Genomic DNA, 19,675 nt, shown 5'->3' on the forward strand with positions numbered 1-19,675 from the left:
CGGCGGAATCCGCCCGTCCGAAGCGCTCGGACACGACCGGTCGTGCGTCACGCCGGTTCGACGGGCAGCCACAGCTCGCAGGTCGCGGTGGTGAAGTCGTCCGCGCGTCCGAGGGTGGCGACGATCGAGGGCCCCGGTCGCAGGCGCCACGGGTTGGAAGGGAACCAGTCGGTCGCGGTCGCCGCCCACGTCGTCTGCAGGGCCTGCGGATGCGGTCCGCTGGTACGGAAGACCGCCCACATCCCGTCCGGCACCTCGATGGCGTCGAGGTCGTCCGGGGCCGGCGTGTCCCAACCCACCGCGACCCCGTGGAGATACGTCAGTTCGCTGCCCTCCCTCGCGTCGGGGTCGAGCTCGTCGCTGATCTGCAGCAGGCCTCCTGGTTCGGTGTCGCCGAGTGCCTTGAGCCGCAGGTGTTCCTCCTGGGGCAGTGCGGCGATGTGCTCCTGGATGTGCGGGTTGACGCCCTGATGGACGAGCGGGACCCGGGTGGCGTGCCCGATGAGCCGGAAAGCGGGTCGGTTGACGAGGCGGGTGTCCATGGGGACGCTCCCTTCGACGGTCAGGCGGAACCTGAGCTGCGGTTGTGTGCGCAAGGGGCCTCCGTCGCGGCGTACGGCACCGGGGCCGGCGCCGTGGACCGCCCGGAACGCACGTCCGAACGCTTCGCTCGAGCCGTAACCGTGCCGGACCGCGATGCTCAGCAGATCCCCCTCACCCCGGACGACGTCGGCGGCGGCGACGGTCATGCGCCGCCTCCGCACGTACTCCGACAGCGGCATACCGGCCAACGACGAGAACATCCGGCGCAGGTGGTACTCGGTCGTGCCGAGCGCCTCCGCCAACGCCTGGACATCGGGCTCCTCCGCGAGGTGCTCCTCGACGAGATCGACAAGCTGGTTGAGTGCCGAGATCACAAGGCCTCCTTTCGACTTCAACCCTGGCAAGACCCACCCCGGCCCCGCCCGACAGATCCGGACCGATCCGATCATGCGGACCCGGATCCTTCACGGCACCGTGGCACGGCACCGCGGACCGTCGTCGTCGAACTAGCATCCGGATCATGAGTGCAGCGGTCCTCACCATCGTCCTGGCCTTCGCCGGATACCTCGTCACGTACCTCAACGGGCTCCGACTCGCCCAGCGGCAGGAGCGGCTCGCCCGGGTCAACCGGCAACTCGCCGACTTCTACGGTCCGTTGTACGCACTCACCAGCACGAACTCGCGCATGTTCGAGGAGTTCCTGGCCCAGCACGCCAGGCCCGGCGGCGTGTCGCCCTTCCGGGACGCGACGCCGCCCACCGAGGGGGAGCTGACCGCGTGGCGGCTCTGGGCCGGCACGGTCTTCCTGCCCAACATCCGCGCCATGCGCGACGTCGTCGTCCGCCACGCGGATCTGCTGGACGAGCCGGGTATGCCGCCCGTCCTCCTGGACCTGTACGCGCATGTCGCCGGCTTCGAGATCACCGCCGCCCGCTGGGAGCGGGACGACTTCACCGACCACCTCTCCGTGGTCGTGTTCCCGGCCGGGGCGATACACGAGTACGCCCGCGACGGCTTCGCCCGGCTCCAGGCGGAGCAGGGACGCCTGCTCGGCAAGCGCCGTGGACGCCGTCAGCCCAGCCGGCGGTAGCGGCGTTCCGGGCGGCCCGTTCCGCCGTAGCGGAGGGTGATGTCCGCGCGGCCCGTCTCCGCGAAGTACTCCAGGTAGCGGCGCGCGCTGACCCGGGACAGGGAGCCCGCCTCCGCGCACTCCGTCGCCGACAGGCCCTCCGGGTGAGCCCGCAGGATGCCGTCCACCAGCTCCGCGGTGTGAGCGGCGAGGCCCTTCGGGAGTTCGCGCGAGCCCGGCGGGCGGGTGCCGAAGATCTGGTCCACGTCCTCCTGGCGCGCCTCGTCCAGTCCGTCCAGCCGGCTCCGCAGCGAGGCCACGTGCCGCAGCTGCTCCTGGAGTGCCGACTGGTTGAACGGCTTGATCAGATAGTGCAGCGCCCCCGCGCGCAGCGCCGAGCGGATCATGCCCGCGTCCCGCGCCGCCGTGATGAACAGGGCGTCGACCGCGAGACCCGCCCCGCGCAGCTCGCGCAGGACCGAGACGCCGTCCATGTCGGGCAGGTAGATGTCGAGCAGGACGAGATCCGGGCGCAGCCGGTCGGCGAGGCGCAGCGCCTCACCGCCGCTGTGCGCGGCCCCGACGACGGAGAAACCGTCCACGGCCGACACATAACGGCTGTGCAGCTTCGCGACCATGAAGTCGTCGTCCACCACCAGCACCTTCGTCACGCCGACACGCTAAATCGCGACCACAAGGACCACAACGTCCGTTGATTGCGGAAGAGAGACAGGTTCTTCACGCGCGGGCAACATGTGGGCCACTTCACACACCTATCGAGAGGCGGCACACGTGCGTCTGCGCACCCCCCTCGCCCTGCTCGGGGCCGCGCTGCTGGTGTCGGTGGGGCCGCCCCTGCTCGCCACCGGCAGCGGCTCCGACACGGGCACCCGGATCCCGGGCCTGCGTTTCATGGTCCCCAACACACCCGGCGGCGGATACGACATCACCGCCCGCACGGCGGCCAAGAACGCCGAGGACGCCGGTCTCACCACCGGCATCGAGGTCTTCAACCTGCCCGGCGCCGGCGGCACCGTCGGCCTCACCCGGCTCGTCGGCGAGCACGGCAACGGCAAGCTCGCCATGTCCATGGGCCTCGGCGTCGTCGGCGCCGTCCACACCAACAAGACCCCGAAGACCCTCGCCGACACCACTCCGATCGCCCGGCTCACCATGGAGCAGGACATCGTCGTGGTCGGCAAGAACTCCCCGTACAAGACCATCCAGGACCTGCTCACCGCCTGGAAGAAGGACCCCGGCAAGCTGCCCGTCGGCGGTGGTTCCGCGCCCGGCGGACCCGACCACCTCGCCCCGATGCTGATGGCCAGGGCCGCGGGCATCGCCCCGAGGAGCGTCAACTACGTCCCCTTCGACGGCGGCGGCGAGCTCCTCGCCTCCATCCTCGGCGACAAGGTCGCCTTCGGCGTCTCCGGCGTCGGCGAGTACCTCGACCAGATCGAATCCGGCGAGCTGCGGCTCCTCGCCGTCACCGGCGCGGAGCGGGTCCCCGGCCTGGACGCCCCCACCCTGCGCGAGGCCGGGCTCGACACCGAGTTCATCAACTGGCGCGGCATCGTCGCCCCGCCCGGCCTCTCCGACGCCGAGCGCGACAAGCTCGTCGGCCTGGCGGCCGAGCTGCACGACTCCCCCCAGTGGCGCGAGTCGCTGAGGAAGAACGGTTGGAACGACGCCTTCCTGCCCGGCGAGCAGTTCGGCACCTTCCTCACCGAGCAGAACGCGCAGGTCGCGTCGGTACTCAAGGAGCTGGGACTGTGACGACGGCGACCACGGGGAAACGAGCCTCCTCCTGGCTGCGCGAGCACTCCGAACTCGGCGTCGGCGCCCTCCTCTTCGTCATCGGCGTCCTCGTCCTCACCGACGCCCTCACCATGACCGTCGACATCGCCCAGCGCGGTCCCGTCGGCCCGAAGACCGTCCCCGTCGTCGTCGGCGCCGGCCTGCTCGTCGTCGCCGTCCTCCTCGCCATCGACGTCCTGCGCGGCGGCCGCGGCGAGTCCGAGGGCGGCGAGGACGTCGACCTCTCCGAGCCCGCCGACTGGCGCACGGTCCTGCTCCTCGCCGGCGTCTTCCTCGCCTTCGCCGTCCTCATCGGCCCCGTCGGCTTTCCCGTCTCCGGAGCCCTGCTCTTCTGGGGCGCCGCCTACGCGCTCGGCAGCCGCCACCTCCACCGCGACCCGCTGATCGCTGCCGGGCTCTCCCTCCTCACCTACGTCGTCTTCAACAACCTGCTCGGAGTTCCGCTGCCCGGCGGCCCGCTGATGGGAGTGCTCTGACCGTGGACTCACTGAACTCCCTGATCGACGGATTCGGTACCGCCCTCACCCCGACGAACCTGCTGTGGGCCGCCATCGGCGTGCTCCTCGGGACCGCCATCGGCGTCCTGCCCGGCATCGGCCCCGCCATGGCCGTCGCCCTGCTGCTCCCGGTGACGTACGGACTCGAACCGACCGGCGCCTTCATCATGTTCGCCGGCATCTACTACGGAGCGATGTTCGGCGGCTCCACCACCTCGATCCTGCTCAACACCCCCGGTGAGAGCGCGGCCGTCGTCGCCGCCATGGAGGGCAACCCCATGGCCAAGGCCGGCCGCGGCGCTCAGGCGCTCGCGGCAGCCGCCATAGGCCACTTCACCGGCGGCATGATCGGAACGCTCCTGCTCGTCGCCCTCGCGCCCACTGTGGCCGCGCTCGCCGTCGACATCGGAGCGCCCGACTACTTCGCCATCATGGTCCTCGCGTTCATCGCAGTGACCTCCGTCCTCGGCTCCTCCCGGATCCGCGGCCTCGCCTCGCTCCTCATCGGCCTCACCCTCGGCCTGGTCGGGCTCGACCAGATGACCGGACAGCAGCGCCTCACCTTCGGATCGCTCCAGCTCGCCGACGGCATCGACGTCGTGATCGTCGCGGTCGGCCTCTTCGCCATCGGCGAGGCGCTCTGGGTCTCCGCACATCTGCGCCGTACGGCGGGCGAGGCCATCCCGGTCGGCCGGCCGTGGCTCGGCAGGGACGACGTGCGGCGCACCTGGAAGTCCTGGCTGCGGGGCCCGGTCATCGGCTTCCCGTTCGGCGCGATCCCGGCGGGCGGCGCCGAGATCCCGACCTTCCTCTCGTACGTCACCGAGAAGCGGTTCTCGAAGCACAGGGACCAGTTCGGCCGGGGCGCCATCGAGGGCGTCGCGGGACCCGAGTCCGCCGCCTCCGCCTCAGCGGCCGGGACGCTCGTCTCCATGCTGACCCTGGGCCTGCCCACGACCGCCGTCGCCGCCGTCATGCTCGCCGCGTTCCAGCAGTACGGCATCCAGCCGGGACCGCTGCTCTTCGAACGCGAACCCGACCTGGTCTGGGGCCTGATCGCCTCGCTCTTCGTCGGCATGGTCCTGCTGCTCGCGCTCAACCTGCCGCTCGCGCCCGTCTGGGCCAGGCTGCTCCGCATCCCGCGCCCCTACCTCTACGCCGGCATCCTCTTCTTCGCCGCCGTCGGCGCGTACGCGGTCGGCGGCGAGGCGCTCGACCTCGTCATCCTGCTGATCATCGGCCTCATCGGCTTCGGCATGCGGCGCTACGGACTTCCCGTGCTGCCCGCCGTCATCGGCGTCATCCTCGGCCCGGCCGCCGAACAGCAGCTGCGCCGCGCCCTCCAGATCAGCGACGGCTCGCTCGCGGGCCTCGTGAACACGCCCTTCTCGGTGACCGTGTACGCCGTCATCGCCGTCCTCCTGGCCTGGCCGCTGCTGAAGAAGGTGATCGTCCGCCGTCGTGGCGTGTCGGCATGACAGAGGCCCCCCGCGGGACACCCTTCCCCCGCGCCCTTGCGGGCGTGGGGGACCCATGCGCCCAGCACCGACGTCCCCCGGGTGAAGGCCGTGACCGAAGCCGCCCCTCACCACCGCGTCGAGCGGACGGACCGTACGACCGTATTCATTACCGCGAGCGCCTCAACTCGCCCCCGATAGGGTGATTTTCAGCCACTTCGAGGCTTGATCCGATATCCCTGGCGGGCGATACACCCCACCCCGGAAGGGATCTCCCCCATGCGCATCCGTCTCGCCCTCTCGCTGGGCTCGCTGCTGGTCGCCGCCGCGGCCGGCACCGCCCACGCGGACTCCGCCGACGACCTCTCCGTCGACGCGTACGGCACGGTCGCCGCCGACGGCACGGTCACCGTCTCCGGCACGTACCGCTGCCTCGACGACAGCGCGGGACCGGTCTTCGTCAGCAGCACACTCGTCCAGGCGGACCGTTCCGCCGGTATCGGCGGAACGCGCGCCGTCTGTGACGGCCAGGTGCGCGACTGGTCCAACACGGCCGTCGTGAAGGAGCCCGGCTACCGGCCCGGCGCGGCCCGCGTGCAGGCGACCCTGATGCAGCTCACGCCCTCGGGGCCGCTGGGCGTGCCCCTGCCCGGCTTCCTCGCCGCGCAGGAGTCGGACGTCATCCTCGGCTGACGCCGAGCAGCCTGACGAGCCCCTCGCGGCCGAGCAGTTCGAGCTCGTCGAGGGCGTCGACGGCGCGGGCCGCCGCCTCCGGGTCGGAGGCGGCAAGGCCGCTCGCCTGGAACTCGTCCTCGTCGAGCCGCAGCACCTCGCTGCCGTCCGCCGACACCCACAGATCCAGGTCCAGGTCCTCGACCACGACCTCCGCGCCCTCGACCTCGGCGGGCCGGGTGACGTCGCAGTACCAGCCCTTGAGCGTCCCCTCCGCGGAGCGGACCTCCTTGACCGCGTACCAGCGGTCGCGCCAGTAGTGCTCCACGAACACATCACCCGGCTCGAACCGTACGAAGCCGAAGTCCCGCACCCCCTCGGCCGCCCACGGGGCGCGGACCGACAGCAGGGTGCCGTCGTCGGCGACGACCTCGGCGGGGTAGCGGATCTTCGTGCGTCCCGCCTTCACGAGCACGACCTCAACCGAGCGTGCGGGCATGACGTACCTCCGTCGCGCAGATCTCGTATCCGAACCATGTGTTGATCGCCAGCATCGGCCCGTTGCCCGCGTCGTTCCCGGTGAACGCCTCCGTACAGCCGGCCGCCCTGGCCCGGTGCAGGGAGTGGTTCTTGGCGAGCTTGGCGAGGCCGCGTCCACGGAAGCCCGGGGCGGTGCCGGTCATTCCGGAGTTGTACCCTCCCCGGCCGTCGGTCTGGGCGGCGCTGAACGCGGCGGGGCGGCCGTCGACGACCGCGACGGTGGTCAGCTCGGCGTCGAACAGCGGATGGTTCCAGGTGGTCGCCAGCCAGTGCTCGTAGTCCGTCAGCTCGGCACCGACATCGCTCGGCTCGTCGGCCGTGGTCAGCGCGTCGAGGGCGAACAGCGGACGGGGATCGGCGGCGAACGAGGCGGCACTCCGCAGCTCGACACCGGCCGGCGGCTCCGCGAGCGGCGGCAGCTCGGCGGAGCCGAGGTCGAGGCGGAGGAAGTGCGCGGAACGCCGGGCGGCGTATCCACGCCGCTCGGCGAAGCCGCGGAACTCAGGACCGTCCAGCACCCAGCTGTAGAGCGTGGTCGCCCCGCACCGCGCGAGGTGCTCCTCGGATGCCCGTACGAGCAGCGTGCCGGCGCCGAGCCTCCGCTTCTCCGGGTGGACGTAGACGTTGACCGAGCCGACACCGGCCTCCGGCGCGTCGTGAACGATGCCGAGCTGGGCGGTGCCGACGATCTCGCCGTCGATCTCGGCGACCAGCGGCCGGCTGTGCGCGTCGGGATGGGCGTGGGCCCAGTCGAAAGCCACCTGAGCGGCGTTCGTCAGCATGAACGGGAGAGCGGCGCGCCGGACGCGCGCGAAGTGCTCGGCGTCCTCCGGGAGTACATCACGGACGATCACAGTCATGGTGCCGCACGGTACGTGCCGATGTGGCGCGGCCGCCTCCCATTTTCCCCCGGGGCGGGGGGAGAATCGGGCCGTGACATTGCGAATCACCGTGGACACGGACTCGTCGACCGCCCCGTACGAACAACTGCGCGCCCAGATCGCGGAGCGCGCCCGCTCCGGCGCGGTACCGGTCGGCTACAAGCTGCCGACGGTACGCGGCCTGGCGGAGGAGCTGGGCCTCGCGGCGAACACGGTCGCCAAGGCGTACAAGTCGCTGGAGGCGGACGGCGTCATCGAGACCCGGGGCCGGCACGGCACGTTCGTCGCGGCGGCGGGCGACGCGGCGGCCCGCCTGGCGGCGGGCGCGGCGGCGACATACGCGGGGGAGGCGAGGCGCCTGGGCCTCACCCACGAGGCGGCGTCGGCGGCCGTGGCGGACGCGCTGAGGGCGGCCTACGAAAACTGAGCCGGCCCGGCGGGGCGTACGGCGGCGGCCCCTGCCGCCCGCAGGAGGGGGCCGTCCCGCAGCAGGGGCCCGCCCTACAGGTACAGTCCCGCGTCCGGGGTTCGGGGCTCCGGGAGTCCGGGAGCCGAGGTGCCGCGCCGCAGGGCGTACAGCTCCGCCAGTGTCGCGCCCTCGCGGCCCACACCCTCCTCGCGGCCCAGCCACCCCACCGCCTCGCTCCGGGTCAGCCCGCCGACCTCGATCCGCGCCAGGCAGCGGCCGGGGCGGACCACAGCCGGGTGCAGCCGTTCCAGGTCCTCGTTGGTCGTGACGCCGACCAGGACGTTCCGGCCCTGGCCGAGCAGCCCGTCCGTCAGGTTCAGCAGCCGGGACAGTGCCTGCCCCGCCGTGTGCTTCGCCTCGCCGCGGATCAGTTCGTCGCAGTCCTCCAGGAGCAGCAGCCGCCACCGCCCCTTCGCGGTGCCCTCGTCCTCGCCGATCGCGATGTCCATCAGATAGCCGACGTCGTTGAAGAGCCGCTCCGGGTCCAGGACGCAGTCCACCTGGCACCAGTCCCGCCAGGAGCGGGCGAGGGTGCGCAGCGCCGAGGTCTTCCCGGTGCCCGGCGGACCGTGGAGCAGCAGCAGCCGACCCGCGATGTCGTCCGGGGTGACCTTCATCAGCCGGTCCATCGCGTCGGCCACGGGCGCCGTGTAGTTCGGCCGGACCTCCTCCCAGGTCCCCGCGCTGATCTGCCGGGTCGTGCGGTGCGGGCCGCGCCGCGGCGACACGTACCAGAAGCCCATCGTCACGTTCTCGGGCTGGGGCTCGGGCTCGTCCTTCGCCCCGTCCGTCGCCTCCTTGAGGATCCTCTCCGCCAGCTCGGGCGCGGTCGCGGTGACCGTGACGTCCGCGCCGCGGCTCCAGCGGGAGATCAGCAGCGTCCAGCCCTCGCCCTCGGCGAGCACGGCGGCGCGGTCGTCGTCCTTGGCCGCGCGCACCACCGTCGCCCCGGCGGGAAGGAGCGTCGCCGCGGGCTTCACCCGGTCCAGGGACGTGCTGTGGGAGTGCGGCTGCTCGCCCGTGGCGAACCGGCCGAGGAAGAGCGCGTCGATGACGTCGGACGGCGAGTCGCTGTCGTCGACGTTGAGCCGGATGGGCAGCGCCCGATGCGGCTCGGACGGTGCGGGACTGCCGGACGGCGCGGGCCCGGACGGCGCGGAACCCTCGGATGGCGTGGCAGACATGGCGACCATGATCCGGCAACCGGGCATTCCGTGCACGGTGTTTTGAACGGGACGATCCGGGGCCCGCCGGGGCCCCGGATCCTCAGAGCCCGTACCGTTCCGCCGAGCGGAGCGCTGCCCGGGTCCGGCGCACCAGCGCGTAGCCCTTGGTCAGCGCCCGGTCGGCGGCGAAGGTACGGATGAGCGCCCGGCCCTCCACGAGGCGTTCGAACTCCTCGATCCCGGTGGACCTCCGTACGGTCAGCCGCTCCAGCGCGTACGGCCCCTGCCGGCGTCGCGCCGTCCCGTTCCCGACGGCGAGAGCCTGGGCGTAGCCGGCCGCGCGGACGGTGCGCCGTACACGGCGGTCGGAGTAGCCGTACGGGTAGGCGAACGACATCGGCGCGCGGCCGAGTTCCTCCCGGACGAGCTCCCTGCAGCGCAGGGTCTCGTACCAGAGGCGCCGCTCGTCGACCTGGTCGAGCTGCGGATGGGTGTGGGTGTGACCGCCGATCTCCGTACCCGCGGCCGCCAGTTCGCGCACCTGGTCCCAGTCGAGCATGGTGTCCAGGGCGCCGCCCTCGTCGTGTTCGCCCCGGAGCCAGCTCGTGGAGACGAAGAGCGTCGACGCGAAGCCGTGCTTGGCGAGCACGGGCAGCGCGTGCCGGTGCACCCCCTCGTAACCGTCGTCGAAGGTGATGAGGACCGGGCGCGCGGGCAGGCTCCGGCCCGTGCGCCAGGACTCGGCCAGCTCGGCCGTGGTGAGGGCGGTGAACCCGCGGTCCGCGACGACCGCCATCTGCACGGCGAACGCCTCGGGGGAGACGGACAGCCGGCGGGTGGCAGGAGCGGGCTCGTGGTCCACCGCGTGGTACATCAGGATCGGTACGGGTTCGCTCACGCGGCCACCTCCGGGGCGTCCCGGCGGTGCGGGATCGGCCCGGACGAGAACGTCGCACCGCCCTCGCGCGCCCGCAGCGCCCCCCGTACGTAGCCGACGGCCGCCGTCGTCACGCCCGTCACGATCGCGCCCGCCCGACCCGCGCCCCCCGGGCGGCCGAGCAGCGCGTCGCGCAGACCGCGGACGACGCCGGCCGGCAACACCCGGGTGATGTACCGTCGCTCCGCCTCAAGCCCCTTGCTCGCGCCGACACTTCGGGACACGAGCGCCTTGGAGAGCCCCTCGGCGTACGTCCGGGTACGGAAGTAGCCGAAGCGCTCGCGCGTGGACGGGACCTTGTGGTGGATGACGGACCGGTCGTCGATCAGCAGGACGGCGTCGGGGAGGGCCTGCGAGAGCCGGATGCACAGCTCGGTCTCCTCGCAGCCGAGCGGCCGGCGGTCGCCGTCCCGCCCGATGCCGGTGGCGAAGCCGCCCGCCGCGTCGAAGGCCGTACGCCGGAAGGAGGCGTTGCCGCCCAGCACGTTGCGTACCCGGGCCCGCCCCGGGGGCAGGCCGCGGTAGGTGCAGCCGACGACCCAGTCGAACTCCTCGGGGAACCAGTCGGGCCGCCGGCCCGACGCCCAGGCGGGCACGGTCCGCCCGCCCACCGCCATGACCCTTGGATCGTCGTACGCCTCGGCGAAGTACCGCAGCCAGTCCCGCTCGGCCACGGCGTCGTCGTCGAGGAAGGCCACGAACTCGCCCCGGGCGGCGACGATTCCGGTGTTGCGTCCGGAGGAGAGGCCGCGGGGGCCCGCGTTGGCGAGCACCCGCACCTCCTCCGTCCGCCCTGCCCCGTCCGTGAACCGTGCGGACAGCCGGGCCCGCAGCCGCTCGTTGTGGTCGACCACGAGCAGGATCTCCCGGGCCGGCTGCGACTGGTCCCGTACGGAGTCGACCGCCGCGAGGATGTCCTCCCAGCGGTCCTCCGTGTAGACGCAGATCACGACGGAGAACCCACGGTCGCTCAAGAGGTCTCTCCCCGGGGGACGTTGACCGAGAAGACGTTCGGCCGGCGGCGGACCGCGCGTCTGACGCCCTTCTCCCTGAGGATGACCTTGAGGACCCGGATGCCGTCGCGTACGGCGTTGAGGTTGCTGACGCCGTGGATGCGCAGGTACTCGTGGCTCGGGACCTCCTGGACCTTGAGGCCGGCCTTGACGACCCGGATGTTGATCAGGGTCTCGATCTCGAAGCCGGTGCAGTCCAGGGTGACCTTGTCGAGGCAGTGGCGCCAGAAGGCGTTGTAGCCGTAGCAGAGGTCGGTGTAGCGGGCACCGAACCTGCGGTTGACCAGGGCGCAGAGGGCCCAGTTGCCGAGTCGGCGGACGGGTGTCATGTCGTCCGTGCCGCCGCCGTTGGCGAAGCGGGAGCCCTTGGCGAAGTCGGCGCCGCCGACCAGCGCGGAGACGTAGGAGACGATCTCCTGGCCGTAGGCGGAGCCGTCCGCGTCGACCATCACGATGATGTCGCCGGTGCAGGCGGCGAACCCGCTGATGAGCGCGTCGCCCTTGCCCTTGCCGACCTGCTTGACGACCTTGACGTCGGGCCGGAGTTCGCGCGCCACACGGACGGTGTCGTCGGTGGAGTCTCCGTCGACGAGAACCACTTCGTGGATCCAGTCGGGCAGCGACTTGAAGACGTACGGAAGGTTTTCCGCTTCGTTCATCGCGGGGATGACGACACTCACCGGCGGAGTGATCGCCAAATGCGAGGTGATGGCCTTGTATTGGGCTGCTATTCGGCTCTGGTCCACCGCTTCGTGGTCGACGGCCGGGCGCAGGAATGAACTCATGAGTGGTGTTTCCCTCTCGTCCGGTGGACCGCCCGCCCCCGGGCTGTCCGGTGGTCTGTCCGGTTACGAAAGGGGGGTACTCGCCCCGTCCGCACAGCCAACAATCGCCGTACGACATGGGTGAGTTGGCATCTCAGACCGCGCGGCAACGCGACCCGGCGCACGCATGCGTACGTCGGGCACTGCCCCCCCTGCCGCGCCCCGCTCCGGAACCTCGCGACGCTGAAGCCCTCCCCTGAGCCGTTGAGCGCGTCGGTCCGATGCGGGTGAGATGTACGACGGTATTGATGATTGGGACTGTATGGCAAGACCTGGATCGGTGACTCCCCTTTCTGCTAATTGGCGCCCTTCGGCGGTCAGATGCGGAACTGCCCCGGTCGGTTTTTCGTAATCTGTTTGTCTGGTGGTGTCATTGGGGTCGAATGAAACCCGTGCGCATTGTTGTGCGAATTCATTTCGATGCAAGATCCATCAGATGGCTTGATCTCGACGGTCCCTGACGGGGCGTCGGCAGCTACTCGCCAAATCTCTTTGGCATGGACACTTCCAGCGGGCCCGGCGCGCTGCTACTACCTAGTAGCGCAGTGATCCTGCTACAGGGAGGTTCCATGAAAAGGTCCCGATTCGTGGCATTCTCGTCCTCGCTCCTGCTCGGTGCCGTCCTCGCCCTCACCGGGGCGGGTACCGCGCAGGCAGCCGAAACCGCAGCTCTCGACTACGTGGCGCTCGGTGACTCGTACTCCTCCGGCGTCGGTGCCGGCAGCTACGACAGCGCCAGCGGCAACTGCAAGCGCTCCACCAAGGCCTTCCCCGTCCTCTGGAAGAACGCGAACTCACCCTCGTCATTCGCGTTCACCGCTTGCTCAGGCGCCCGAACGGGTGATGTGACGAGCGGACAGCTCGGCCCCCTCTCCACCGCCACCGACCTGGTCTCCATCACGATCGGAGGCAACGACGCCGGCTTCGCGGACGTCATGACCACCTGCGTCCTCCAGTCGGAGGCCTCCTGCATCAACCGGGTAAATCAAGCCAAGGCCTACGTCGACAGCACCCTCCCGGGGAAGCTCGACGCCGTGTATTCGGCCATCAGATCCAAGGCCCCGAACGCCCGGGTCGTCGTCCTCGGCTATCCGCGCTTCTACAAGATCGGCGGCAGCTGCATCGCCGGTCTGAGCGAGAACGAGCGTCGCGCCATCAACGAAGGGTCCGACATCCTCAACGCGGCCACCGCCAAGCGCGCGGCGGACCACGGCTACACCTTCGCGAGCGTCGTCCCCGCCTTCACCGGACACGAGATCTGCTCCGGCTCGGCGTGGCTGCACAGCGTCAACTGGCTCAACATCGGCGAGTCGTACCACCCCACCGCCTCCGGTCAGTCCGGCGGCTACCTGCCCAGCTTCAGGGCTGTGGTGTAGGGCTGCCGTCCGGGTAGGTGACCCCGCCCGTCGGGGTCGCCTGCTCGCAGGTCACCGAGAACGCCACCCAGTTCGAATTCTTCTCGACCGGGGAACGCACCTCCATCCGGATCCGGTCCCGGCGGGTGTCGTCCTCCCCGTGCGTCGGCTCCGTGTGCTCGACGCTCCGCTCCGACGGTCCGCCGCCCGGGAACTCCAGCCGTCGCCAGCCGTCCTCCGCCGGACTCTCGCCGCTCTCCGTGACCCAGCGGTACTCCACGGAGGCGGGCGTGCGGCTCACCGTGAGTGTGGCGGCGAAGGCGGGCGCCCGCTCCTCGGGCGGCGGGCAGGAGCCGCTGTAAACGTCGCGTACCGCCCGCACATGGACCAGGACCGTCGGCGCCGGCGGTGCGGAGGTCGGTGTGTCCGTCGTGCCGGTCGGAGTGGGTGTCGTGCCGGTCGGACCGGTCGAGGGCGTCTTCGTCGGCGGTGGACTCGTCGCCGGGGAACTGCTCGTCGGCCCTCCGCCGGGCCCCGGGGCGCGGTCGCCCTCGTCCCGCAGCAGCGCGTAGGTCAGTCCGCCCACGGCCAGCAGTAGAAGGACGATCCCCGCCGCGAGGACGCCCACCGTCCGTCCGGATCGATCCGGGTGCCCCGGGTCCGAGGCGGGCGGCGGGACGGGCAGGGGCAACGGCGGGGTGTGGGCGCCACCCGCGCCCCGGCGGTCCGGCTCGTACGGCTCCGAGGGCACCGGCCGCGAAGGCCCCGGCCCGGCCGGCGCGGGGCCCGCGCCCGACGCCGCGCTGCCGCCGGCTCCCACGATCCGCAACTGCCGTTCCGCGGCAAAAGCCTGCAGGCGCTCGCGCGGATCCTTGCGCAACAGGCCCTCGATCACCGGTGCGAGCTCCCCGGCCCGCCGCGGAGGCGGCAGCTCCTCGTCCACCACGGCGCGCAGCGTGCTCAGCGGAGTGTCCTGACGGAACGGCGAGTGGCCCTCCACTGCCGCGTAGAGCAGCACGCCGAGCGACCACAGATCCGAGGCCGGTCCCGGGGTCCGGCCCAACGCTCGCTCGGGCGCGAGGAATTCGGGCGACCCGATCAACTCACCCGTCATCGTGAGGGGAGACGTACCCTGCACCGCCGCGATGCCGAAGTCGGTCAGCACGACCCGGCCGTCGTTGCCCAGCAGGACGTTGCCGGGTTTCACGTCCCGGTGCAGCACTCCCGCCTCGTGCGCCGCGGTCAGGGCCGCCAGCACCTCGGCGCCGATCAGCGCGGCGCGCCGCGCTGGCATCGGGCCCTCCGCGTCCAGTACGTCGGACAGGGTGAGCCCGGGGATCAGCTCCATCACGATCCAGGGGCGACCGTCCTCGGTGGCCACGTCGTAGACCGTCACCACGTTGCGGTGCGAGATCCGGGCGGCCGCCCAGGCCTCCCGCTCGAGCCGGGCGTACAGCCGGCGCTCGTCGTCGCCGGTGAGGCCGGCCGGGGCGCGGACCTCCTTCACCGCCACGTCACGGCCGAGGACCTCGTCCCTGGCGCGCCAGACGGTGCCCATGCCGCCCTGTCCCAGCATGTCCAGGAGCCGGTACCGCCCCGCGATCACGGTCATGGCGTGTCCCCATCCGTCGACGGCCCCGGTGGAGCATTCCTGCCCCTCGGCCGCGTACTTCGAACACCACGGGGAAGGTGTGAGGTGATCTTGGTGGCGGAGATCACACACCGTCAGACGACCCCGCCGGAACCCTTGCGTGCAGGATGGTTCGTGGTGGTTCGGCAGGTGTTCGAGCGCTGTCCAACTCGCCCTGGAATCAGATGGATTCGGACAGTAGTCGTCAACCCCCGTACGAGTGCGGTGAATCCTGCCGTCGGGATACACGGGTGTCACAGCGGGGCGATAGGGTTAACCTGCCCGGGCCGGGTGCCCTCGTCAGGGTGGGGAGTGACATGGAACAGATAGCAATGCGCAGCAGGCCGCGAGTGCCTGCCATCACGTGCGGAAGCAGCGCGACCAGTTCGCGGCTCGACCGTCATCTCGCGGTGCTCGGCGGTCCTGTCGTGCCCCAGCGTGAGGCGGCCGAGGCGACGCTGCTGATGCGAGAGCTGACGTCCCGTGACGTCGCGCACAGCCGCCGCAGCAAGAGCGCGCGCGTCTCGCTCTTCGCCCCGCTGCGTCGCCTGCGTCGCAGCCTCTTCGGCAGCCGCGGCTAGTCGGCGCTCCTTCGGGGTCGTGGGCATCTGATCCGCAGAGCTGGGGTCACCCGGGAGAAGCTCTGCGGGAGGGTGGGCACACCCCGACGACGGCGTCTGCCCACCCCCGCACCCCGCGGCCCTCAGGCCACGACGCCGTCCTGACGTAGCTCCTCCCGCTCCGCCGGACCCACCCCCAGCTCGCCGAGCACCGCATCCGTGTCCTCCCCCAAAGCCGGGATGCGGCCCATCCGGGCTTCGGGGCCGTCCGGGAAGGTGACGGGCGGCAGCAGGGTCCGCAGGGGCCCGGCCGCCGAGGCGACGGTCCGCCAGCGGTCCCGCGCCGCCAACTGTGGATGCTCCGCCAGATCCGCGACCGTGTTCAGCCGTGCGCACGCGATCCCGGCCGCCTCCAGGCGTGCCAGGGCCTCCGCCGCCGTCAGCGGCGCCAGTGCCGCCGCCACCACCGCGTCCGTACGTGAGCGCCCGGCCACCCGGGCCGTGTTCGTCGCGAACTCCTGATCGTCCGCCAGATCCGGTTGCTCCAGCACCTGTTCGGCCAGTCGGCGCCACTCGCGGTCGTTCTGGACCGACAGCAGCACCAGGCTCCCGTCGGCCGTCGGATAGGCGTCGTAGGGTGCGATGACGGCGTGCGCCAGACCGGTGCGCGCCGGTGCCGTGCCCCCGTGCATCCCGTGGTGCAGCGGATGCCCCATCCACTCGGCCAGCGAGTCGAGCAGTGACACCTCCACCGGTCCGCCCCGCCCGGTCGTCCCGCGACGCACCAGCGCGGCGAGCACGCCCGCGTACGCGTACATCCCCGCCGCGATGTCCGCCGCGGGGATTCCCGACTTGACCGGCTGCTCCTCGCTCCCGGTCACCGACACCAGACCCGCCTCGCACTGCACGAGCATGTCGTACGCCCGCTTGTGCGCGTACGGCCCGCCCGGGCCGTACCCCGAGACGTCGACCGCGATCAGTCGCGGGTGCGCGGCGCAGAGGGTGGCCGCGTCCAGGCCGAGCCGGGCCGCCGCACCCTGCGCCAGGTTCTGTACGAAGACGTCGGCCCCGGCGACCAGCCGGCGGACCAGGTCGAGCCCCCGCCCGTCCTTGAGGTCGACCGCCACCGACTCCTTGCCGCGGTTGCACCAGACGAAGTGCGAGGCGAGCCCGCGCGCCGCCGTGTCGTACCCGCGCGCGAAGTCACCACCGTCCGGGCGCTCGATCTTGATGACGCGGGCGCCCAGATCTGCGAGCTGACGGGTGGCGAAGGGGGCGGCGACGGCCTGCTCGACCGCGACGACCGTGATCCCCTCCAGGGGGAGTGGCTGGATGCTCATCAGCCCTCCCTACCCTCTGGTCACCGCCGTTGTCACCGTCACCCTCGTCACCCGTGGGCCCGTGTCACCCGAGGGCGTACCGGCGGACGGCCGCCGGGGCGAAGACGGCGATCAGCGCCAGTGACCAGAGCAGCGAGCCGGCCACGGGATGCGCCACCGGCCAGGCGGCGTCCGCAGGGACGGCCGCGTTGCCGAAGAGGTCCCTTACCGCGGTGGTGACGGCGGAGATCGGGTTCCACTCGGCGATCGTCCGCAGCCAGCCCGCCATGTTCCCGGTCGGGATGTACGCGTTGGAGAGCAGCGGCAGCATGAACGTGGCGCTGCCCAGCTGGCCGGCCGCCTCCTCGCTCTGCGAGGCGAGGCCCAGCAGGATCCCCACCCAGGTCGCCGCGAACCGGAAGAGCAGCAGCAGACCGAAGGCGCCGAGCGCCTCCGGGGCGGAGCCCTCGATCCGCCAGCCCATGGCGAGCCCGACGAGGATCATCGGGATCATGCCGACCGCGCTGATCGCCAGATCGGCCAGCGCCTGCCCGAGCGGTACGGCGGCGCGGCTGACCGGCATCGTCCGGAAGCGGTCCATGACGCCCCGGTGCGAGTCCTGGGCGGCCTGGAACATCCCCGTCATGACGCCGCCCGCGGCCGTCGCCACGAGCAGACCGGGCATCAGATACGCCCGGTACTCGGCGCCCGGCATGGCGAGCGCGCTGCCGAAGACGTACCCGAAGAAGAGCAGGAAGACGATCGGCATCGTCTGCGTCATGACGACGATCGCCGGGGCCCGCCGCACCTTCTGCAGGTGGCGGCCCAGTATGGCGGTTCCGTCATGGACCAGCGCGCTCATGCCGCGCGCTCCTTCCGGTCGGTGAGGCGCAGGAACACCTCGTCGAGAGTGGGCGGGCGCAGGGACGCGTCGACGATCAGGACCCCGGCAGCGTCGATCTCGCGGACGAGCCGGGGGAGCGTGAGCGTGGTGTCCGTGGTGACCGCGCCGACCGTGCGGCGCTCGGCGTCGAGGACCGGCGCCGAGCCGGTCAGCTGGTCGAGCACGCCCGCCGCCGCCTCCAGCAGCGCGGGGTCGGCGACCACCACCTCCGCCCGGCTGCCGATCGTCGCCTTGAGTTCGGCCGGGGTGCCGCGGTGCGCGGCCCGGCCCCGGTCGATCAGCACGATGTCGTCGGCGAGCCGGTCGGCCTCCTCCAGGTACTGCGTGGTGAGCAGCACGGTCGTGCCCTGGGACGCCAACCCCCGTACGGCGTCCCAGATCCCGTTCCGGCTCTGCGGGTCGAGCCCCGTCGTCGGCTCGTCGAGGAAGAGCACCCGCGGGGTGACCAGCAGGCTCGCCGCGAGGTCGAGCCGGCGCCGCATCCCGCCCGAGTAGGTGCGGGCGGGCCGCCCGGCGGCCTCCGTGAGGCCGAACCGCTCCAGGAGTTCGTCGGCCCGGGCGCGCGGGGCGCGCAGCAGCCTCGCGAACAGCCGCAGGTTCTCGGCGCCGGAGAGGTCGCCGTCGACCGAGGCGTACTGGCCGGTGACCGCGATGCGCTTCCGCACCCCCGCCGGGTCACGCACCACGTCGCGGCCCGCGACCCGTGCGCTGCCCGCGTCCGGTGCGACCAGCGTGGTCAGCACGCGCACGGCGGTCGTCTTGCCTGCTCCGTTGGGGCCGAGGACTCCGCAGACCGTGCCTTCGGGGACGGCCAGATCGAGTCCGCGCAGCGCGTGGACCTCGCCGTAACGCTTCGTCAGCCCCTCACTAAGTACAGCGTACGTAGTAGTCATGGCGCGACCATACCGCACTACGTACGCTGTACGTAACTACGATGGTGGCGAGGTGATGATCCATGGCGGGCCGAGCGGCCGAACCCGAAGTGATCTGGGCGCGCCCCGAGCGCACGGGCCGTGGCCCGAAACCGGCGTACACCAGGGCCGACATCGTGGCCGCGGCGGTCCGCATCGCCGACGCGGACGGCATCGACGGGCTCTCCATGCGCCGGATCGCGGCCGACGTCGGCTGCGGCACGATGTCGCTCTACAACTACGTGCCGCGCAAGGAGGACCTGTACGAGCTGATGGTCGACGCCGTCAGCGGTGAGTACGACCTTCCGGAGCCCCCGAGCGGCGACTGGCGCGCGGACATGCTCCAGGTGGCCCGCGAGGCCCGGGGCATTCTGCGCCGCCACCCCTGGGTGATCCGGCTGATGACGACCGGATACGCCTACGGCCCCAACGCGCTGCGCTTCCTCGAAGGCTGTCTCGCCTGCCTGGACGGCCTCGACCTGCCCGGCGGGGCCAAGATGGAGCTGATCGCGACGGTCAACGGCACCGTGATGACGATCGTCGCCAACGAACTCGCCGTCGCCGAGCGCGCCCGCGGACTGCCGTGGTCCGAGGAGCAGGAGCAGGCGGTGCGCGGGGCCTACCTCATGGAGCGGCTCGCGGGCGGCGCCTATCCCCGGCTGGCCGCCGTGTTCGGCGCCGCAGGCGTCGAACGCCTCGACCCCGAGGAGATCTTCGACCGGACGCTTGCGCGGGTCCTCGACTCCTTCGCCCGAGGGGTGGACGCCTGGTAGGGCGGGTTGCGAAGGTTCCGCCTGCCCCGCGGTGCATGGCGCGTACTCTCCCGTGGCCCTTCGGGCACGGGAGGTGTCCCCACGCCGCCTTGTCGGGATCGTCCGCGTACGCCCGGTACGAGGACCGCCGTGCGCCCTGCGACCGCACGCTCCCCCAAGCTCTCGGCTGCGCTCGGGCAGCGGATCCCCATGACGCCGCGGGGCCCGCCCTTCGGGCGGACGGCGCCACGTTCGCGACACCCCCTAGACCCGTCCTCCGCACATGCTTCGTTTGGTGGGACGAGCGGTTGATGTGATGACCGATTGGTCGTGGGTTCGTTGGTCTGGGTATGTCGTC

The 19,675-nt window shown here is 71.7% G+C and carries 21 protein-coding genes; 9 read left to right on the forward strand and 12 right to left on the reverse strand.

The genetic code is table 11. The annotated features are described in order from the left end of the window. Positions 1-47: 47 nt before the first annotated feature. On the reverse strand, positions 48-917 hold the full coding sequence (locus ACFUJR_RS19890; RefSeq protein ID WP_383175802.1) for a GyrI-like domain-containing protein: 870 nt from the start codon (positions 915-917) through the stop codon (positions 48-50). Positions 918-1,063: 146 nt separating this feature from the next. On the opposite strand from ACFUJR_RS19890, the gene ACFUJR_RS19895 reads away from it, so the two are divergent. Further along, positions 1,064-1,633 carry a hypothetical protein gene (locus tag ACFUJR_RS19895; RefSeq protein WP_383175804.1) on the forward strand — a complete coding sequence of 190 codons (570 nt, stop codon included), beginning with the start codon at positions 1,064-1,066 and terminating at the stop codon, positions 1,631-1,633. On the opposite strand, the gene ACFUJR_RS19900 is transcribed toward ACFUJR_RS19895, so the two are convergent. Further along, the gene (locus ACFUJR_RS19900) at positions 1,615-2,283 is read right to left on the reverse strand and encodes a response regulator (protein WP_383175807.1); all 669 of its coding nucleotides are present in this window, start codon (positions 2,281-2,283) and stop codon (positions 1,615-1,617) included. The two genes, ACFUJR_RS19895 and ACFUJR_RS19900, sit on opposite strands and share 19 nt — an antisense overlap. A 121-nt stretch (positions 2,284-2,404) precedes the next feature. Here ACFUJR_RS19900 and ACFUJR_RS19905 point away from each other — a divergent pair, with 121 nt between their 5' ends. The 4 genes from ACFUJR_RS19905 to ACFUJR_RS19920 all read left to right on the forward strand — a co-directional run bounded on the left by ACFUJR_RS19905 (position 2,405) and on the right by ACFUJR_RS19920 (position 6,077). Then, positions 2,405-3,388 (forward strand): Bug family tripartite tricarboxylate transporter substrate binding protein, encoded by a 984-nt coding sequence (locus ACFUJR_RS19905; protein WP_383175810.1) that lies wholly within the window; start codon positions 2,405-2,407, stop codon positions 3,386-3,388. Further along, complete coding sequence (locus ACFUJR_RS19910) at positions 3,385-3,906, forward strand: tripartite tricarboxylate transporter TctB family protein (RefSeq protein WP_383175813.1); 522 nt, start codon at positions 3,385-3,387, stop codon at positions 3,904-3,906. The genes ACFUJR_RS19905 and ACFUJR_RS19910 overlap by 4 nt, the downstream gene beginning before the upstream one ends. 2 nt (positions 3,907-3,908) lie before the next feature. Next, positions 3,909-5,405, forward strand: a complete 1,497-nt coding sequence (locus ACFUJR_RS19915) for a tripartite tricarboxylate transporter permease (protein WP_383175816.1) — start codon at positions 3,909-3,911, stop codon at positions 5,403-5,405. A 258-nt stretch (positions 5,406-5,663) separates the two neighbouring features. Then, positions 5,664-6,077 carry a DUF6299 family protein gene (locus tag ACFUJR_RS19920; RefSeq protein WP_383175819.1) on the forward strand — a complete coding sequence of 138 codons (414 nt, stop codon included), beginning with the start codon at positions 5,664-5,666 and terminating at the stop codon, positions 6,075-6,077. Here the strand turns inward: ACFUJR_RS19920 and ACFUJR_RS19925 are convergent. Then, positions 6,064-6,555 carry a DUF402 domain-containing protein gene (locus ACFUJR_RS19925; RefSeq protein ID WP_383175822.1) on the reverse strand — a complete coding sequence of 164 codons (492 nt, stop codon included), beginning with the start codon at positions 6,553-6,555 and terminating at the stop codon, positions 6,064-6,066. The two genes, ACFUJR_RS19920 and ACFUJR_RS19925, sit on opposite strands and share 14 nt — an antisense overlap. Further along, complete coding sequence (locus ACFUJR_RS19930; RefSeq protein WP_383175825.1) at positions 6,536-7,456, reverse strand: GNAT family N-acetyltransferase; 921 nt, start codon at positions 7,454-7,456, stop codon at positions 6,536-6,538. The genes ACFUJR_RS19925 and ACFUJR_RS19930 overlap by 20 nt, the downstream gene beginning before the upstream one ends. Before the next feature lie 73 nt (positions 7,457-7,529). Between ACFUJR_RS19930 and ACFUJR_RS19935 the strand changes: the two genes are divergently transcribed. Further along, complete coding sequence (locus ACFUJR_RS19935) at positions 7,530-7,904, forward strand: GntR family transcriptional regulator (protein WP_383175828.1); 375 nt, start codon at positions 7,530-7,532, stop codon at positions 7,902-7,904. Positions 7,905-7,978: 74 nt separating this feature from the next. Here the strand turns inward: ACFUJR_RS19935 and ACFUJR_RS19940 are convergent, their stop codons facing one another. The 4 genes from ACFUJR_RS19940 to ACFUJR_RS19955 all read right to left on the reverse strand — a co-directional run bounded on the left by ACFUJR_RS19940 (position 7,979) and on the right by ACFUJR_RS19955 (position 11,847). After that, complete coding sequence (locus ACFUJR_RS19940) at positions 7,979-9,130, reverse strand: DUF5925 domain-containing protein (RefSeq protein ID WP_383175830.1); 1,152 nt, start codon at positions 9,128-9,130, stop codon at positions 7,979-7,981. A gap of 82 nt (positions 9,131-9,212) precedes the next feature. After that, complete coding sequence (locus ACFUJR_RS19945; RefSeq protein WP_383175858.1) at positions 9,213-9,986, reverse strand: polysaccharide deacetylase family protein; 774 nt, start codon at positions 9,984-9,986, stop codon at positions 9,213-9,215. Positions 9,987-10,006: 20 nt separating this feature from the next. Continuing rightward, complete coding sequence (locus tag ACFUJR_RS19950; protein ID WP_383175833.1) at positions 10,007-11,023, reverse strand: glycosyltransferase family 2 protein; 1,017 nt, start codon at positions 11,021-11,023, stop codon at positions 10,007-10,009. Further along, positions 11,020-11,847 (reverse strand): glycosyltransferase family 2 protein, encoded by an 828-nt coding sequence (locus tag ACFUJR_RS19955; RefSeq protein WP_383175836.1) that lies wholly within the window; start codon positions 11,845-11,847, stop codon positions 11,020-11,022. Before ACFUJR_RS19955 ends, ACFUJR_RS19950 begins: the two co-directional genes overlap by 4 nt. Positions 11,848-12,455: 608 nt before the next feature. Here ACFUJR_RS19955 and ACFUJR_RS19960 point away from each other — a divergent pair. After that, positions 12,456-13,262, forward strand: a complete 807-nt coding sequence (locus ACFUJR_RS19960) for an SGNH/GDSL hydrolase family protein (RefSeq protein ID WP_383175839.1) — start codon at positions 12,456-12,458, stop codon at positions 13,260-13,262. Here the strand turns inward: ACFUJR_RS19960 and ACFUJR_RS19965 are convergent. Further along, complete coding sequence (locus ACFUJR_RS19965) at positions 13,246-14,853, reverse strand: serine/threonine-protein kinase (protein ID WP_383175842.1); 1,608 nt, start codon at positions 14,851-14,853, stop codon at positions 13,246-13,248. The two genes, ACFUJR_RS19960 and ACFUJR_RS19965, sit on opposite strands and share 17 nt — an antisense overlap. Positions 14,854-15,188: 335 nt before the next feature. Between ACFUJR_RS19965 and ACFUJR_RS19970 the strand changes: the two genes are divergently transcribed. Continuing rightward, positions 15,189-15,452 carry a hypothetical protein gene (locus ACFUJR_RS19970; protein ID WP_361846960.1) on the forward strand — a complete coding sequence of 88 codons (264 nt, stop codon included), beginning with the start codon at positions 15,189-15,191 and terminating at the stop codon, positions 15,450-15,452. 122 nt (positions 15,453-15,574) lie between these two features. On the opposite strand, the gene ACFUJR_RS19975 is transcribed toward ACFUJR_RS19970, so the two are convergent. From ACFUJR_RS19975 to ACFUJR_RS19985, 3 genes are all read right to left on the reverse strand, one after another. After that, positions 15,575-16,771, reverse strand: coding sequence for a CaiB/BaiF CoA transferase family protein (locus ACFUJR_RS19975; protein ID WP_383175846.1), 1,197 nt, complete (start codon positions 16,769-16,771; stop codon positions 15,575-15,577). Positions 16,772-16,835: 64 nt separating this feature from the next. Then, positions 16,836-17,612 carry an ABC transporter permease gene (locus tag ACFUJR_RS19980; RefSeq protein WP_383175849.1) on the reverse strand — a complete coding sequence of 259 codons (777 nt, stop codon included), beginning with the start codon at positions 17,610-17,612 and terminating at the stop codon, positions 16,836-16,838. Further along, positions 17,609-18,547: an ATP-binding cassette domain-containing protein gene (locus ACFUJR_RS19985; RefSeq protein WP_383175852.1), complete on the reverse strand. Its 939-nt coding sequence runs from the start codon at positions 18,545-18,547 to the stop codon at positions 17,609-17,611. The genes ACFUJR_RS19980 and ACFUJR_RS19985 overlap by 4 nt, the downstream gene beginning before the upstream one ends. 62 nt (positions 18,548-18,609) lie before the next feature. Between ACFUJR_RS19985 and ACFUJR_RS19990 the strand changes: the two genes are divergently transcribed. Beyond that, positions 18,610-19,338 (forward strand): TetR/AcrR family transcriptional regulator, encoded by a 729-nt coding sequence (locus ACFUJR_RS19990; RefSeq protein ID WP_383175855.1) that lies wholly within the window; start codon positions 18,610-18,612, stop codon positions 19,336-19,338. Positions 19,339-19,675 lie beyond the last annotated feature (337 nt).

This window comes from Streptomyces sp. NPDC057271 (assembly GCF_042668715.1).
Taxonomy (GTDB): Bacteria; Actinomycetota; Actinomycetes; order Streptomycetales; family Streptomycetaceae; genus Streptomyces.

Bases quoted from the DNA above. Each gene is read 5' to 3' on its own strand.
- ACFUJR_RS19895 (WP_383175804.1), top strand. From the start codon at position 1,064: ATGAGTGCAGCGGTCCTCACCATCGTCCTGGCCTTCGCCGGATACCTC.
- ACFUJR_RS19920 (WP_383175819.1), top strand. From the start codon at position 5,664: ATGCGCATCCGTCTCGCCCTCTCGCTGGGCTCGCTGCTGGTCGCCGCC.
- ACFUJR_RS19925 (WP_383175822.1), bottom strand. From the start codon at position 6,555: ATGCCCGCACGCTCGGTTGAGGTCGTGCTCGTGAAGGCGGGACGCACG.
- ACFUJR_RS19930 (WP_383175825.1), bottom strand. From the start codon at position 7,456: ATGACTGTGATCGTCCGTGATGTACTCCCGGAGGACGCCGAGCACTTC.
- ACFUJR_RS19940 (WP_383175830.1), bottom strand. From the start codon at position 9,130: ATGTCTGCCACGCCATCCGAGGGTTCCGCGCCGTCCGGGCCCGCGCCG.
- ACFUJR_RS19945 (WP_383175858.1), bottom strand. From the start codon at position 9,986: ATGTACCACGCGGTGGACCACGAGCCCGCTCCTGCCACCCGCCGGCTG.
- ACFUJR_RS19955 (WP_383175836.1), bottom strand. From the start codon at position 11,847: ATGAGTTCATTCCTGCGCCCGGCCGTCGACCACGAAGCGGTGGACCAG.
- ACFUJR_RS19960 (WP_383175839.1), top strand. From the start codon at position 12,456: ATGAAAAGGTCCCGATTCGTGGCATTCTCGTCCTCGCTCCTGCTCGGT.
- ACFUJR_RS19965 (WP_383175842.1), bottom strand. From the start codon at position 14,853: ATGACCGTGATCGCGGGGCGGTACCGGCTCCTGGACATGCTGGGACAG.
- ACFUJR_RS19970 (WP_361846960.1), top strand. From the start codon at position 15,189: ATGGAACAGATAGCAATGCGCAGCAGGCCGCGAGTGCCTGCCATCACG.
- ACFUJR_RS19975 (WP_383175846.1), bottom strand. From the start codon at position 16,771: ATGAGCATCCAGCCACTCCCCCTGGAGGGGATCACGGTCGTCGCGGTC.
- ACFUJR_RS19980 (WP_383175849.1), bottom strand. From the start codon at position 17,612: ATGAGCGCGCTGGTCCATGACGGAACCGCCATACTGGGCCGCCACCTG.
- ACFUJR_RS19985 (WP_383175852.1), bottom strand. From the start codon at position 18,547: ATGACTACTACGTACGCTGTACTTAGTGAGGGGCTGACGAAGCGTTAC.
- ACFUJR_RS19990 (WP_383175855.1), top strand. From the start codon at position 18,610: ATGGCGGGCCGAGCGGCCGAACCCGAAGTGATCTGGGCGCGCCCCGAG.